Origin of the sequence: Rhodococcus sp. IEGM 1379 (genome assembly GCF_030056815.1) — a bacterium.
Lineage (GTDB): Bacteria > Actinomycetota > Actinomycetes > Mycobacteriales > Mycobacteriaceae > Rhodococcus_F.
The window spans coordinates 116,701-131,842 of record NZ_JASHKR010000006.1; the positions used below are offsets into that span (position 1 = coordinate 116,701).

Here is a 15,142-nt window from a genome sequence, read left to right on the forward strand (position 1 = left end):
TCAGATTAGGATCGGCAACACCAGTAGTCAAGGAATCGGGGCAAGCGTGGGTATCGAAGAACGGCGTGCAATACGAAAGGCAACGCTGTTCGACGTGGGCGTGACGCTTCTCGGAGCTGTCGACGGATCAGCCGTCAACGTGCGAGCAGTGTGCAGAGCGGCCGGGCTCACGGAGCGGTACTTCTACGAGAATTTCACCGACCGGGATCAGTACGTGCGGTCGGTTCACTCCTTTGTTGCAGAGCGCGCACAATCGGCACTGGTCGCAGCAGTGGCCACCGCGACCGATTCGGAAGCAGTGGCAACGGCGGCGGTGGATGCCTTCGTGAAGTTGATGGTCGACGATCCGGCAATGGGTCGAGTGCTGTTGATCGCTCCGTTCTCGGAGCCGGTTCTCACCGGCCGCGGAATTGAGTCGATGCCGGCGTTCGTGGATCTGGTGTACGCCCAACTTTCCGAAATCAGTGATGCGGTGGACAAACAACTGGTTGCCGTCGGATTGGTGGGCGCACTGTTCCTACTGTTCATCGGTTACCTCGACGGCAGCATCGACATCGACCGTGAACGCTTTGTCGCGCACTGCGTCCGTTTGCTCACGAGGGCTAATCACGCGTAGCCGGTTGGCACGACGGGCAGAAGAAGATCTGTCGCTCGGTGAGTTGATCGGGTCCGAGTAGGTCGTCGAGGATACGAGTTCCGCACCGACGGCAGGGTTTTCCGGCGCGGCCGTACACCCACGTTTCTCGTCCGCGGCGGGTATCGCCCGTGGTAACCCGAACTCGACGGGTCTTGTTGGCATCGATGATGCGGAACGAAAGATCGACCACAGCGTCGAGGTCCGGAACATCCGCTGTAGGAGTTCGGGGGTGAAGTCCACGGAGGAAACAGATTTCGTTCCGATAGATATTGCCCAGTCCGGCCAGGACGCGTTGATCGAGTAGTGCTGTTCCGATCGGTTGTATGCCGACGGCGCGCAGATTGGCCAGCGCCTGGGTGGGGTTCCAGTTGGGTCCCAGCAGATCCGGTCCGAGGTGCCCGATCACGGAATCCTCCTGGTTCCGGTCGAGAATCTCGGTAATTCCGAGCGAAAAGCCGACTGCAACAGCATCTTCGGTGGCAAGAATGATCCTTGCTTGATGTGCGGGGCGTCGCCACCGCTCGCCGGTGCGGTAGATCTGCCACGCACCTTCCATCTTGAGATGTGTGTGGATGGATGCGTCGTCGACCCGAATCAGTAGGTGTTTGCCTCGGCTGACGACGGAGTCGACGCGAGTGCCCGTCAGGTCGACAGTGGCGTATCGAGGAACCCGAACGTCGCAGGCTGTCAGGATCTTTCCTTCGAGTGCCGCGCGCAGTGCATGTGCCGTCTGCCAGACGGTATCGCCTTCGGGCATCAGGATCTCAGCCGGTATCCGCGCGGGGTTGCCGCAAAACCCGCTTCGACTAGAATCGACGCAAAATCATTGCCGTGAATCGTTGCTCCGTCTACCTTCTCGACCACCAGTTTCTCGACGGCACGATGCTTGACCATCTGTGCCAGAGACGTTGCTGCCGTGCGGAGTACACCGCTGTCATTGGTGAACGTCAGGATGGTTCGGCCACCACGCTCGACAAAGAGCGCCAATTCGCCATCTACGAGCACGACCAGAGCACCGGCTTTGCGGCCCGGTCGGTGTCCCGGTGATTCTTCGCCGCTGGACCCAGGCCAGGGCAGTGCTGCGCCGTAGGGGTTGGCGGGATCGCAGGCAGCGAGAGTGACCGTGGCAGAGGAGGTATGACGGCCTTCGATGGAATCTCCGAACGTCCGCAACCGATCCACGACGGCGGGGGTCGAGAACTGGGCGCCGCCCAGGGTATCGACAAAATATCCGCGTCGGGCTCGGCCGTTGTCCTCGAAAGTGCTGAGCACCTTGTAGATCAGTGCGAACCCGCCGGGGACGTTCTCGCTGACCACGCTGCCGCGAGTCACCACGCCGTAGCGTTCGAGAAGGAGATCGGCTGTGGCGTGGGCGCGGACGGTGGGGTCAGGTTCTGCGGGCGGCAACAGGAACCATCGCCCCGCAGCGGTGGCTGGTCCGGTACGCGCGGGCACGGCAGGACGCATCATTCCGCGATACGGACGAGCACGGGGAACGCGTCGGGGGATCCGGTGGCTTGTTGTGGTTCGGGTGGTGTCGGACAGCAGTGCGCGGAGCGGTGCGAGAGTGTCGTTGCCGATGTGTCCGAGCCACACCAACTCCCACAGCGCCGTGGTGAGGGCGCCGTCGTCGGTCGCTTCGAGTGCGTCGGCAATATGTCGGAAGAAGTACGCGCCACCGCCGGTGAGCAGATCAAGGACCTGTCGCTGCAAGTCCGAAACGTCGGTATCGGCCGGGGGATTGAGGGTGATGGGAGCAAGATCCGCCGGGTGCAGAACTATCCATCCGTCCTTGCTCGAGATGGCTCCCGACCCCGACCACAGGACCTCGCCCGTCGACGTCAGTTCGTCGAGCAGAGCCGGCGAGTAGTCGGTGACACGGCTGGGCAAGATCAAGGATTCGAGTGCCGACGCCGGAATGGGAACTCCGGCAAGCTGATCGATCACTGTTGCGACGCCGTCGATGCCGCGAAGGGTTCCGCCCACGTGCTGCCAGCTGGGCAGGAAGCGGCCCAGCGTCGCGGTACTGACCGGCTCGACTTCTTGGCGGGCGGCGGCGAGTGAGCGTCGACGCAATCGCCGCAGAACTTCGGCGTCACACCATTCGCTGCCGGCGGAGCCAGGTCGGAACTCGCCTTCCAGCACTCGCTTCTCCAAGGCGAGTCGCCCGAGGACATCGCGTGCCACGGACACTCCGACGCCGAATCGTGCGGCCGCGTCGGCAAGTATGAAGGGACCGTGGGTGCGGGCGTATCGGCTCAGAAGGTCTTCGAGCGGTTGATCCGCAGGCTCGATGAACGCGGCGGGTACTCCGATGGGAAGTGGCACGCCAAGTCCGTCGCGCAGGCGAGCGGCATCCTCGATTGCCGTCCACCAATGCTGCCCGGCAAACGAAACCGCAAGGGCGCGTTTGTCAGCGACCAACTTCTCGAGCCAGGCCACGGGATCTTCGAGGCTGCGGGCAGAAACTTCTTCGGTGGTCAGTGGACCGAGCATCCGCAGAAGATCGGCAACACCTTCGAGATCTTTTGCCTTCCGCTCCGGAACAAGCCTTTGGAGTTCACGTTCGGCCGTCTCGATGACGGCGCCGTCGAGCAATTCACGGAGTTCGACGCGGCCGAGAAGTTCAGCCAGCAAGGTCGAGTCGAGAGAAAGTGCGGCAGCGCGCCTTTCGGCGAGCGGACTGTCGCCCTCGTACATGAACGCGCCGACATAGTTGAACAACAGTGCACTGGCGAACGGTGACGGTGACGCGGTCTCGACGTCGACGATCCGGATCTGCCGCTTCGCGATCTTGCCGAAGAGTTCTTTGAGGGCCGGAAGGTCGTAGACGTCCTGGAGGCATTCACGCACCGTCTCGAGCAGGATCGGGAACGTCGGGAACTTGCGGGCCACGTCGAGGAGTTGGGCGCTGCGTTGACGCTGCTGCCACAGGGGTGCGCGTTTTCCGGGATTTCGGCGGGGGAGAAGTAATGCGCGAGCGGCACATTCACGGAATCTGGAGGCAAAGAGTGCGGAACCGCCTACCTCCTGTGTCACCAGATCCTCGATGTCGTCGACATCGAACGCAAACAGTTCGGCGCCGGGAGGTTCGTTCTCGGTATCGGGTAGGCGGATGATGATGCCGTCGTCGGACGCCGTGGGGCTCGAGTCGACGCCGTACCGCTCCTGCAACCGCGCACCGATAGCCAGTGCCCACGGGGCGTGGACCCGTTGGCCGTAGGGAGAGTGGAGAACCAGGCGCCAATCTCCGAGTTCATCGCGGAACCGTTCGACCACCAACGTGCGATCCGACGGAACCTGGCCGGTCGCGTTTTTCTGTTCGTTGACCAGTTGAATCAGGTTGGTGGTGGCGTTGTGGTCGAGGCCGCCGACGCGGCAGCGCTCGACGACATCGGCCTCGTTACCCAGCGAGGTTTCACGGACGAACTGTCCCAAGGCCTGGCCGAGTTCTGCCGGGCGCCCCAAACCGTCGCCGTGCCAGAACGGGAGTCGCCCCGGCATACCGTAGGCGGGACTGACGAGGACGCGATCGAAGGTGATCTCTTCGATCCGCCAACTGGTCGCGCCCAACGCGAAGACGTCTCCGACGCGGGATTCGTAGACCATTTCTTCGTCGAGTTCGCCGACACGAGAAGACTTCTCGCCGACCATGTAGACCGTGAAGAGGCCACGGTCGGGGATGGCGCCGCCTGAGGTGACGGCCAGACGCTGGGCGCCGGGACGCCCGGTGAGGGTGTTGGCTTCGCGATCCCAGACCAGGCGTGGGCGTAGTTCGGCGAACTCGTCCGACGGGTAGCGGCCGGCCAGCAGATCGAGGGTGGACTCGTAGGCGGAACGGGGAAGTGTTGCAAACGAACCGCTTCGGCGGACCATGTCGAACCAGTCGTCGACGTCGATGGGCTCGAGGGCCGTCGCGGCAACCGTCTGCTGGGCGAGAATGTCAAGCGGATTGGCCGGGACGGCAAGGGCTTCGATCTTGCCTTCGACCATGCGCTCGACAGTGACGGCGCAGTGGATGAGATCGGTGCGATGTTTCGGGAACACCACACCGCGTGAGATCTCGCCGACCTGGTGACCGGCGCGGCCGACGCGTTGCAGTCCGCTGGCAACCGACGGTGGCGCCTCTACCTGAATGACGAGATCAACAGCACCCATGTCGATTCCGAGTTCGAGGCTGCTGGTCGCGACGACGCAGCGCAATCGTCCGGACTTGAGATCATCCTCGATGAGGGCGCGCTGATCTTTGCTGACGGAACCGTGATGGGCACGAGCAAGCAATGGTTCGGCGCCGAAGTTGACCTCGGTCGGAGTGCCGATCTGTGCCGGTGGACGAGGCATCTTGTCGACCACTACGCCGGTGCGTTCGGCATGAATCTCGTTGAGACGCGCCGTCAACCGCTCGGCGAGCCTTCGTGAATTGGCGAAGACGATGCACGAACGATGCTCCAGTACGAGGTCGACGATCTGCTCTTCGACGTGCGGCCAGATGGAACCTGCTTGGGGCGTGGGGGATTCGGAACCGTCGGACGGAGTGGCGATTCCCAGTTCGGTCATGTCCTCGACGGGTACTCGGACCGTGAGATCAAAAGTCTTGGCGGCGGGAGGGGCCACGATGCGGATGGGGGCGGAACCGGAGAGGAATCGTCCGACCTCTTCGTGGGGACGTACGGTGGCGGACAGCCCGATTCGCTGGGCCGGCCGCTCGAGCAGGGCGTCGAGGCGTTCGAGGGAGAGAGCGAGGTGCGAACCGCGTTTGGTGCCCGCGACGGCATGTACCTCGTCGACGATGACGGTATCGACACCGAACAAGGTTTCTCGGGCAGCCGATGTCAACATCAGGAACAAGGATTCCGGGGTCGTGATCAGGATGTCCGGTGGCCGCTTGATCAGTGAGCGGCGATCAGCAGGAGAAGTATCGCCCGAGCGGACACCGACAGTGATTTCCGGCGGCGTGAGTCCGAGTCGTTTGGCTGTTTGAGTGATGCCGACCAACGGAGCCCGGAGGTTACGTTCGACGTCGACACCGAGGGCCTTGAGCGGCGAAATGTAGAGGACCTTGGTGGTGCGGTCACTGCCGTCGTGACCGGCCAGCTGATCGAGTGCCCATAGAAATGCCGACAGTGTCTTGCCGGACCCGGTGGGGGCGACAACAAGTGTGTGCGCGCCACTGGCAATGGATTCCCAGGCGCCCAGTTGAGCGTCGGTGGGGGCGGTGAAGGCACCGTCGAACCATTCTCGTGTCGCGCGCGAGAACCTCTCGAGGACATCAGTCACCTGTCCATAGTGCACCTACCCACCGACAAGACGCTCGACCAGAGATGTCTTGATCGTGGGCCGGGTACCGGCCACCAGGGTGAATGTGGCTTCACGCATCAAACGTTCGGCCGTATTGCTACCCACCAGCGAGCGACTGCCGGTGGCGGTGACCAGGGCGGCTGCCACGCGAACGGCGAGTTCGGACGCGGCGGCGCGGGCAGCAGACATGTCGGCGCGATCCGCCAGTGCCAGATCGAGATGGCGGCGAGTGGCAGCAGCCTGCTCGGTGAAAGTGTCCACATCGACGCCGAGGTCGTGGAGTTCGGTCATCGCGCGACGGGCAACCCCCATCGCCATGGCTCCGTTGAACCACAGGCCGGGCAACTGTGTGCTCTGGAACTGTTCGTCGTCGACTACCACTGCGATGTCTGCGTCCGGGATCTCGAAACCGTCGAAAACTATACGCGCGGTGTTGCTTCCGCGGGCAGCGATCAGTGGAAGCACCTCGACCGTGAGGCCCGGTGCGACGGTCGCCGGGACGACCGCGTGGACTATGGAATTGTCGAACTCGTCTCTGGCCGATACCAGCAGGATGTCCACGATTCCCCAGCCGGTCACGAAGGGCGCCGTGCCGTCGAGGACGTATCCGTTGTCGACCCGCCGAGCCCAGAGGAGCGGTGGGTTGGGAATCGCGCCGGCGTAGGCAACCCCACCCTGGAGGGATCCGGTGATGAGTGAGTCCCAGTACTGCTTGCGGAGTGCATCGTTGGCGGTCGACGCCAACGCCCCCACAACGCCATGATGCTGCATCCACGTGAATGCCGTAGCGAGGCAACCGCCGCACAGTGTTTCTACGACGTCCACCAACTCTGCAGCGGACGGACCGTCGGCACCGAGGGCTGCGAGTCCGTAAAAACCGTCCGCTGCCAGGGCGTCGAAATGGCTGCTCGGGATTTCACCGTCCGCGTCAACGCTGTCGGCAACGGGGAATAGGACGCTATCGGCGATCTCGCGCGCAAGTTCGGGCCACATGGTCACGGTGAAAAGCGTAGGCGGTCGATCCGAACGGCGCTGGCGAACTCACGATCACGAACCTGGCGAGTTACCCGAACTCGACTCCCTGAGCCAGTGGTAGCTGATTCGAGTAGTTGACCGTATTGGTGGCGCGGCGCATGTAGGCCTTCCATGAATCGGATCCGGACTCACGCCCACCGCCGGTTTCTTTCTCACCACCGAAGGCCCCGCCGATTTCGGCTCCCGACGTTCCGATGTTGACATTGGCGATTCCGCAATCGGAGCCGTCGGCGGCCAGAAACCGTTCAGCTTCACGATGATCGAGCGTGAAGATCGATGATGAAAGTCCTTGCGGCACTTCGTTGTGGAGCCTGATGGCGTCGTCGAATTCGCGATAGGTCAGTACGTACAGGATCGGGGCGAAGGTCTCGGCTCGAACCACATCGCTCTGTGCCGGCATCCGCACCAGCGCAGGATTCACGTAGTAACCCGTATCTCCGACGCGCTCGCCGCCGCAGACGACCGTCCCACCTTCGGCGCGCACCGACTTCAGAGCCTTGTCCATCGTGTCGAAGGCAGCCTCGTTGATCAGCGGGCCGACCAGGATGCCGTCGTCGAACGGGTTTCCCACACGCAGTTGCGCGTAGGCAGCAGAAATTCGATCGACCAGAGCATTCGCTATCGACTCGTGAACGATCAACCGGCGCAACGACGTACACCGCTGGCCTGCAGTTCCGGCGGCTGAGAAGACGATCCCGCGGACAGCGAGGTCGAGATCCGCCGACGGGGTGACGATCGCGCCGTTGTTTCCACCTAGTTCGAGGAGACTGCGCCCGAACCTCGCCGCAATCCGCGGCGCGACCTCGCGTCCCATCCGGACGGAGCCGGTGGCGCTCACCAGAGCGACCTGCGCGTTGTCCACCAGGCGTTCGCCGACCTCTCGTCCGCCGATGACCAGTTGGTGAACCTCTGCCGGAGCGCCGCATTCCGCAAGGGCGCGTCGTAGGAGAGCGTGGCAAGCCAGCGCCGTGAGCGGGGTGGTCTCGGAAGGCTTCCAGACAACCGCGTCGCCGCACACCAGAGCGATAGCCGTGTTCCAGGACCACACCGCCACCGGGAAGTTGAAGGCGGAGATGACACCGACAACGCCAAGGGGGTGCCATGTCTCCATCAGCCGGTGGCCGGGCCGCTCCGAAGGCATTGTCCGTCCGTACAGTTGGCGCGAAAGACCAACGGCGAACTCGCAAATATCGATCATTTCCTGCACTTCGCCAAGCGCTTCCGACGTGACCTTGCCGGCCTCGAGTGTGACGATCTCGGCAAGGTCGACCTTGTGTTCGCTCAAGAGTTGACCGAGCTGCCGTACCACCGCGCCCCGAGTCGGGGCCGGAACTGTGCGCCAGGCCAGAAATGCCTGATGTGCAGTAGAGGCCGCGGCGTCGACGTCACTAACGGATTGCTGGGCGACGGTGCGAAGTTCGGTTCCCGTAACGGGAGTGCGCGCACTGAGATTGCCGGTCGGCCAGTCGACTCCGCATCGGGAGAGCGCGGATTGTGCACGCTCGGCGAGGGTGGACGGATCGGGAAGGATCACGGGTCACTCCTTTGGTCGGCACGGGAGGCGTCCTGTTGCTTTCGGTACAACTCGAAGGGATCGAGTATCGATCGTCCGATTGCGCCCTCGAGTTGATCCTGCCCGTAATCGGCGCTGAGCGCATCGGAAACGGATTCGGAGGCGGAGTCGAGGTTGGATGCAAAGATCCCGGCCGCGGAAGCCGGTAGGAAGTCCTCGTAGACGATGGGCTCACGTATCGTCGTCGAACCCTCGCGTCGGCACGTGAAGTACGCCAGATCAGCCTCGGCAAGTCCGTCCTCGGTGGTGGGAAATGCGCTCTCCCACACCGCGGTTTCAGTGCAACCGATCAGGGCGTCGTAGATGTCTCTTCCCTTGTGTGTCAGTGCGATGCCACGTGCTTCCACCTCCCCGAAACGCACTCGAACGGGCCCGTCGGTGATCGATCCGTCGGCCTCCCGGAAGCGGCGGATCTCGTCCAGCGCACGAAAGGAGGTTTGCCGCAGCAGAAGTGGCGGTCCATTCCATCGGGGTGGTCCCTGAATTCGGTCGATCATGGTGATGCCGCGTGCTGTCATGCGTCGGTACAACTCGTCGATGTCGAGTACTCGCGGGGTGAGGTGGTTGACGTGTGTTGTTCTCTGCCCGGCGATATCGGCGGCCACGGGCGAGATGCGGCTGAGTTCGCGGAACCACGTTGCGTCGATCGGTTCGGTTCCGAGGCTGAATGCACGTGTCGCGGCGTCGACGAACTGTGTGGCTTGCGGTTCCGGCAACCCTCCGTCGGCGTGTGCGGCCCGGGCCAGGCGAAGTAGTTCGGGGGAGAAGAGGGTGCGTCTGCGAAGGTAGGCGGCGATTCGGCGCTGGAGATCGGTGTCGAAGAAGCGTTGATCCGCGATTGCCAGAACGGATGTGAAAACCCGAAACGGGTTGTGCGCGAGTTCAGTCGGATCGATGGGACGGAAAGCGGTCGATACCACCGGGACCGGAGGGTTAGCGATCCGCAAATCGTAGTACCCGACCGGCGACATTCCGAACCCGCCGAAGAGAATTGCGGCGTCCCGTAGTTCGTCGAGAGTCCCCAACCGGATCGCCCCGTGTCGTTCTGCGCTGATTCGGGCGAGGTCGCTCACGTTCTCCAGGCCCGGGTAGGAGGCAACGAAGTCGCGATTGACCTGCCTCGTTACGTCGACGAGAGTGTTGTACGCGGGGACTTCACTCCCGTACATGTGTCCTAATTGGGCGGCAAAACGGGAACGCAACCGCCATGTTTCAGTCATGTGCGCCCCTTGCTACGTTAATGTGCGCGGGTGGGCGAAATAGAACAAGGTGACAATTCTACTGTTCCGATCGACGACACGGACCGACTGCTGATCCGAGAATTGGTGTCGGACGGGCGTGCCACTTTGTCGACCCTTGCCGAGAAGGCTGGTCTCTCGATCTCGGCGGTGCAGTCGAGGGTACGTCGACTCGAGTCCCGCAAGGTGATCCGCGGCTACTCGGCGAAGGTAAATCCCGAGGCTGTCGGTCAGAACTTGGCGGCATTTGTGGCCATCACCCCTCTCGACCCTTCTCAGCCCGACGATGCGCCTGCGCGCCTGCGGCACCTGCCGGCGGTGGTGGCGTGCCACTCTGTGGCCGGCGACAACAGTTACGTGCTCCTCGTCCGAGTCGCATCACCGCGAGCGCTTGAATCTCTGTTGCAGGAGATTCGGACAGTCGCAAATGTCGGAACCCGAAGTACGATTATTCTACAAACTTTTTACGACGAATAGCCTCAGCTGTAGTAATTTTTCCTGCCGATCATCGACTTTGCCGGAACACGGACATATTGTGAGCGTATGAGTACCGCGATGCAGGGCGTGGGCGGCAGTACGGAGTTTCCGGTGTTCGACGTGTTGAACGCCAGCATTCTCACGGACGGGTTCGATCTTGTGCTCGACGTCGAACGTTCGCACGGTGTGTATCTGGTGGATTTGCGTACCGGAACCGAATTCCTGGACATGTTCGGTTTCTTCGGTTCGTCGGCGCTCGGGATGAATCATCCAGGCATCGCTGACGACGAAACGTTTCAACGTGAGTTGGCGGTGGCTGCGTCCAACAAGCCGAGCAATTCCGATGTCTACAGTGTGCCGATGGGCCGGTTCGTGGACGCCTTCGTTCGGGTTCTGGGGGATCCCGCTCTCCCACACCTGTTCTTTGTGGACGGCGGAGCACTCGCCGTCGAAAATGCGCTCAAGGTGGCGTTCGACTGGAAGAGTAGATTCAACGAAACTGCCGGACTCTCACCAGACCTGGGGACCAAGGTCCTGCATCTGACCGAAGCGTTCCACGGTCGCAGTGGATACACGATGTCGCTGACCAATACCGAACCGGGCAAGGTTGCGAGGTTCCCCAAGTTCGCCTGGCCTCGGATCACTTCGCCGTATCTCGCCGATGGGCAAGATGTGGCGTCTGCGGAGCGCTCGAGCCTCGCGCAGGCAAGGCGAGCATTCGCCGAAAATTCCGGCGACATAGCCTGTTTCATTGCCGAACCGATCCAGGGTGAAGGCGGCGACCATCACCTTCGGCCGGAGTTTCTGCAGGCGATGCAACAACTGTGCCGGGAGAACGACGCGTTGTTCGTTCTCGACGAGGTTCAGACCGGGTGTGGACTCACCGGAACTGCCTGGGCTTACCAACAATTGGGGTTGGAACCGGACGTTGTGGCTTTCGGCAAGAAGACTCAAGTGTGTGGAATCATGGCCGGCGGCCGGGTAGACGAGGTGCCGAACAATGTGTTTCGCGTCAGTTCGCGAATCAACTCCACCTGGGGTGGCAACCTGACGGACATGGTGAGAGCCCGTCGAATTCTCGAAATCATCGAACGGGATCGTTTGATCGATCGGGTACGGCTTACCGGCGCGCACCTGTTCGATCGGCTCAAGGATTTGAGCGGAAGATTCGATGACGTCACCGAACCTCGCGGACGCGGTCTGATGTGCGCGATCACCCTGAACACCAAGGAATTACGCGACCATGTTGTTTCCCGATTGTGGGAAGACGAGCGCGTGATCATTCTCCCGACCGGAGTTCGAGGCATCAGATTCCGTCCACCGCTGACCGTGACGATCGGTGAGCTGGACGCAGCAGTGGACGCCGTGGAGCGAGTTCTGAGCCGAGTCACTCGCTGAGTTTCCGCCAGACCCGGTCCGGCGTCATCGGTACGGCGTACATCCTTGCGCCGCAGGCATCCGCGATGGCGTTTGCCAGCGCCGGTGCTACCGGATTGACAGGAGCCTCGCTCATCGATTTGGCGCCGAAGGGACCTAACTTGTCGTAGGTATCGGCAAAGAGGACTTCGGTTATCGGGAGATCCACCAACTGTGGAATGTGGTAATTCCGCAGCGTGGGATTGACCACGAGACCCTGTTCGAGGACGATCTCCTCGAACAGCGCGGCGCCGAGAGCCTGTCCCACACCACCTTCCACCTGCCCGCGCAATTGAGCGGGGTTCAGCACGGTTCCGGCATCAGCGGCCTGGACCGATTGCAGAATGACCACTCGGCCCGTCGCGGTATCTACCGCGACCCGAAAACCGTGGACATTGAACGAGACCGAGCGGGGGGTTCCGTCGTGACAGCCGTCGGCCGAGAGCGGTCCACTCTCGAGTAACGTCGAGAAATCGATGCGGCGGTCTCCGACGTCGACGCCGTCTGCGGCGAGTGCTGCCGGACCCGGGCAGATAGCTTGTGTGCGTGTGAGTATCCGGTCGCGGAGGCGTTCGCATGCGATCAACAGTGCCTTGCCCGCTACGACCGTACCGGCCGATCCGAAAGCGCCGGTGTCGTGTCCTCCGGTATCGGTATCGGATTGAACGATCACGATGCGATCGACGCTCGTCCGAAGTTCGGTGGCGGCAATCTGATGATGAACTGTGGTTGTTCCGTTCCCGAATTCGGCCGTGCCGATTCGCACCACGTACCGGCCATCGGATTCGAGTGTCACGGTGGTGTCGGCGAAGTGGCCGCGCGGCGGGATCGTGGCGATCATGGCAATTGCCATGCCCCGACCGGTTTTCCACGGTGATCCGGGCGCTGTTCCACGCCCGTTCGAAAGTGCAGTTTCGACCAAGTCCAGGCACTGATCGAGGCCGTAGCTGCCGAATTCGAGATCGCCGTCCTCGACGTGCCAGTCCACAAAATCGTCTCCCGGGACCACGACATTGCGACGACGGAACTCGAAGGGATCGATATCGAGTTCGCGGGCGAGTTGATCCATCGCCGATTCGACGGCAAAGATGACTTGCCCGAGGCCGTACCCGCGAAACGCTCCCGACGGCACGTTGTTCGTGTACACGGCTTCGGCGTCGACACGCTTGTTCGGACACCGATACACCGCAATCGATTCGGTGCAGCCGTGGAACATCACACCCACCGAGTGATTTCCGTAGGCCCCGGCGTCGGAGAGGACGTCGATTGCCAGCGCGCTCAGTTGCCCGGATGCGTCGGCACCGACTCGCACCGACACCTGCATCGGGTGCCGCGACGGTGCGATCGTGAACTGGTCGCTCCGACTGAATTCGTACTGCACGGGCCGCCCGGTGCGCAGTACAGCGAGGGCAACGAGGTCCTCCGTCAACATTTCCTGTTTACCGCCGAATCCGCCGCCGACCCGCGTAGCGAACACCCGAACGTTCAACCGATCGAGATCGAAGATGTGCGCCAGTTCGTCGCGCACCAGGAAAGGCACCTGTGTGCTGCTGCGGATGACCAAGCGGCCGTCCGCGTCGAGCCAGCCGACCGATCCGTGGGTTTCCATCGCTACGTGCTGGACCCGCGCCGTCTTCCAGGTTCCTTCGACGACGGCAGCAGATCCTGCCAGTGCTTCCTCGATATCGCCGACGCCCTCGTGCAGTGCGGCAACAACATTGCGCTGCGCATCGGCGATCCGGGACACGGCGTCTTTGTCGGCGTGTAGGAGCGGCGCAGTAGGGGAGCGTGCGTCCGTCGGGTCGAAGACTGCAGCGTGTATCTCGAAGTCGACCTCGATCAGCGCCAGTGCACGTTCTGCGTCTCGGGCTGTCTCGGCGATCACTGCGGCAACTCGTTGACCGATGAATCGCATGGTGCGGTCGAAGACACGGGTGTCGTCCGGATCGTCGGTTCGATCCTCATGCCGGGCTGTCGAGAACAGAACATCGGGGCTGTCGAGGTAGGTCAATACTGCTACGACACCGCGTGCGGAACGTGCTGCAGCCGTGTTGATCCCGCAGATGTAGGCATGGGGATGCGGGCTGCCGAGTACCGCGGCATGTACGAGTCCGGCGGGTATATCGCCTGCACGCAAATCCATGGTGAAGGGTTCATTTCCCGTGACGATCCGGGCTGATGCCGGCGCTGCAATGGAACGTCCCTGTGCTGCCTGGTTATCCGAGCGCTCGGTGTTGCTCGTGCCCGCGAGTGCGTCGCGAATCGAGCGATACCCCGTGCAGCGGCAGAGATTTCCCTTCATCGACTGCGGTAAGTTCTCCTTCTGCTCGGTGGAGAACGCACATGTGGTCACCACCATTCCGGCCGTGCAGAAACCGCATTGGAATCCTCCGGCGTCGATAAACGCTTGTTGCGTCGGGTGTAGATTCTCCGGGGCGCCGAGACCGGCCGCAGTGACTATCGCGTGCCCGCCGATGCGATGGGCGGGGAAGATGCAGGAATGGGTGGGCCGGCCGTCCACCAGTACCGAACAGGCGCCGCAATCGCCGGCGTCGCAACCTTTCTTGACCGAAGTGGTGCCGTGTTCACGCAAAAACGTCCGCAGGCACTGGCCCGGGCGGGGTTCGTCGTCGTGGGCTACCCCGTCGACGGAGTACTTCATGTCAGTTCCTCCCGGACCTCTTCAGCGAGTAGTGCCGTCATCGCGCAGCGCCAGGATGCACTGCCGTGGACGTCCGTGAAGTAGGCGTCTGCCGGTATCCGATGACGAAGTGCGTCAGCCACGTCCGTCGGGTTCGGATGTTCGGTAAACCGCAGTACGTACGGTCTCCGGGTTGACGCCGTGACCGCGAGGGTGAAACCGTCTGCGCCCCTTCGTCCGACAATCAGAACAGACGAGCGCCCGAGCGTTGTGAGTGCCAGCTTGCGAATCGCAGTACGGGCTGACAATGCGTGCGCGGGAAGGGTGATACCGCGAATGATCTCGCCGACACCGAGCGCGTTGATGCCGTTGTCGATCACACAATCTGCAATCGGTATCCTGTATTCGCTCCCGTCGGGCCTCCAGATAGTCAAGCCGCCGTCGAGTGCCGCGGCCATCGTCGTCATGGCGCCGGCCGGAAAAGCGAGCGCGATATTTCCGCCGACTGTGGCGTACCGCAACACTTTCCACGACGCCAGCAGCGCGTCGGCGCAGTTCTGGAACAGTGGAGCCGCGCGGAACGAGGCCGGCAGTTGGGCGCGGCACAATTCCTCGATCGTGCACGTGGCCGCAATCTCGAGGCCACGATCGGTGACGGTGATCGGCTCCCAGCCGAGGCCGGCAAGGTCGACAAGTGCGCTCAGCTGGGGTTGTGGCTCGGAGTACAACCACGTACCGCCGCCGATGAATCCGATCCCCGCCGAGGGCGCCGGAAGGTCCGCCCGAGTCCGGGGAACCAGAACATGATCGATTGTGTGCAGGTCCAC

Annotated in this window: 10 protein-coding genes; 3 read left to right on the forward strand and 7 right to left on the reverse strand. The window is 62.5% G+C overall.

What is annotated here, in order from left to right; genetic code table 11:
* The first annotated feature begins 46 nt into the window (after positions 1 to 46).
* A complete protein-coding gene (locus QM600_RS05935; protein WP_283260539.1) occupies positions 47 to 616 on the forward strand; it encodes a TetR/AcrR family transcriptional regulator in 570 nt (189 codons plus the stop codon).
* Here the strand turns inward: QM600_RS05935 and QM600_RS05940 are convergent.
* From QM600_RS05940 to hglS, 5 genes are all read right to left on the reverse strand, one after another.
* A complete protein-coding gene (locus QM600_RS05940) occupies positions 603 to 1,394 on the reverse strand; it encodes a DNA-formamidopyrimidine glycosylase family protein (RefSeq protein ID WP_283260540.1) in 792 nt (263 codons plus the stop codon). The two genes, QM600_RS05935 and QM600_RS05940, sit on opposite strands and share 14 nt — an antisense overlap.
* The gene (locus QM600_RS05945) at positions 1,394 to 5,914 is read right to left on the reverse strand and encodes an ATP-dependent helicase (protein WP_283260541.1); all 4,521 of its coding nucleotides are present in this window, start codon (positions 5,912 to 5,914) and stop codon (positions 1,394 to 1,396) included. Before QM600_RS05945 ends, QM600_RS05940 begins: the two co-directional genes overlap by 1 nt.
* 15 nt (positions 5,915 to 5,929) lie before the next feature.
* Entirely contained in the window at positions 5,930 to 6,934 is a 1,005-nt protein-coding gene (locus QM600_RS05950) for an acyl-CoA dehydrogenase family protein (RefSeq protein WP_283260542.1), read from the reverse strand.
* 64 nt (positions 6,935 to 6,998) lie between these two features.
* Positions 6,999 to 8,504 carry an L-piperidine-6-carboxylate dehydrogenase gene (gene amaB, locus QM600_RS05955; protein ID WP_283260543.1) on the reverse strand — a complete coding sequence of 502 codons (1,506 nt, stop codon included), beginning with the start codon at positions 8,502 to 8,504 and terminating at the stop codon, positions 6,999 to 7,001.
* A complete protein-coding gene (gene hglS, locus QM600_RS05960; RefSeq protein WP_283260544.1) occupies positions 8,501 to 9,763 on the reverse strand; it encodes a 2-oxoadipate dioxygenase/decarboxylase in 1,263 nt (420 codons plus the stop codon). Before hglS ends, amaB begins: the two co-directional genes overlap by 4 nt.
* Before the next feature lie 30 nt (positions 9,764 to 9,793).
* Here hglS and QM600_RS05965 point away from each other — a divergent pair, with 30 nt between their 5' ends.
* Together QM600_RS05965 and lat are read left to right on the forward strand one after the other, a co-directional pair.
* Positions 9,794 to 10,258, forward strand: coding sequence for an Lrp/AsnC family transcriptional regulator (locus QM600_RS05965; protein WP_283260545.1), 465 nt, complete (start codon positions 9,794 to 9,796; stop codon positions 10,256 to 10,258).
* A 66-nt stretch (positions 10,259 to 10,324) separates the two neighbouring features.
* A complete protein-coding gene (lat, locus tag QM600_RS05970) occupies positions 10,325 to 11,656 on the forward strand; it encodes an L-lysine 6-transaminase (protein WP_283260546.1) in 1,332 nt (443 codons plus the stop codon).
* Here the strand turns inward: lat and QM600_RS05975 are convergent.
* The gene (locus QM600_RS05975) at positions 11,646 to 14,336 is read right to left on the reverse strand and encodes a molybdopterin-dependent oxidoreductase (protein WP_283260547.1); all 2,691 of its coding nucleotides are present in this window, start codon (positions 14,334 to 14,336) and stop codon (positions 11,646 to 11,648) included. The two genes, lat and QM600_RS05975, sit on opposite strands and share 11 nt — an antisense overlap.
* Positions 14,333 to 15,142 (reverse strand): FAD binding domain-containing protein, encoded by an 810-nt coding sequence (locus QM600_RS05980; protein WP_283260548.1) that lies wholly within the window; start codon positions 15,140 to 15,142, stop codon positions 14,333 to 14,335. The genes QM600_RS05975 and QM600_RS05980 overlap by 4 nt, the downstream gene beginning before the upstream one ends.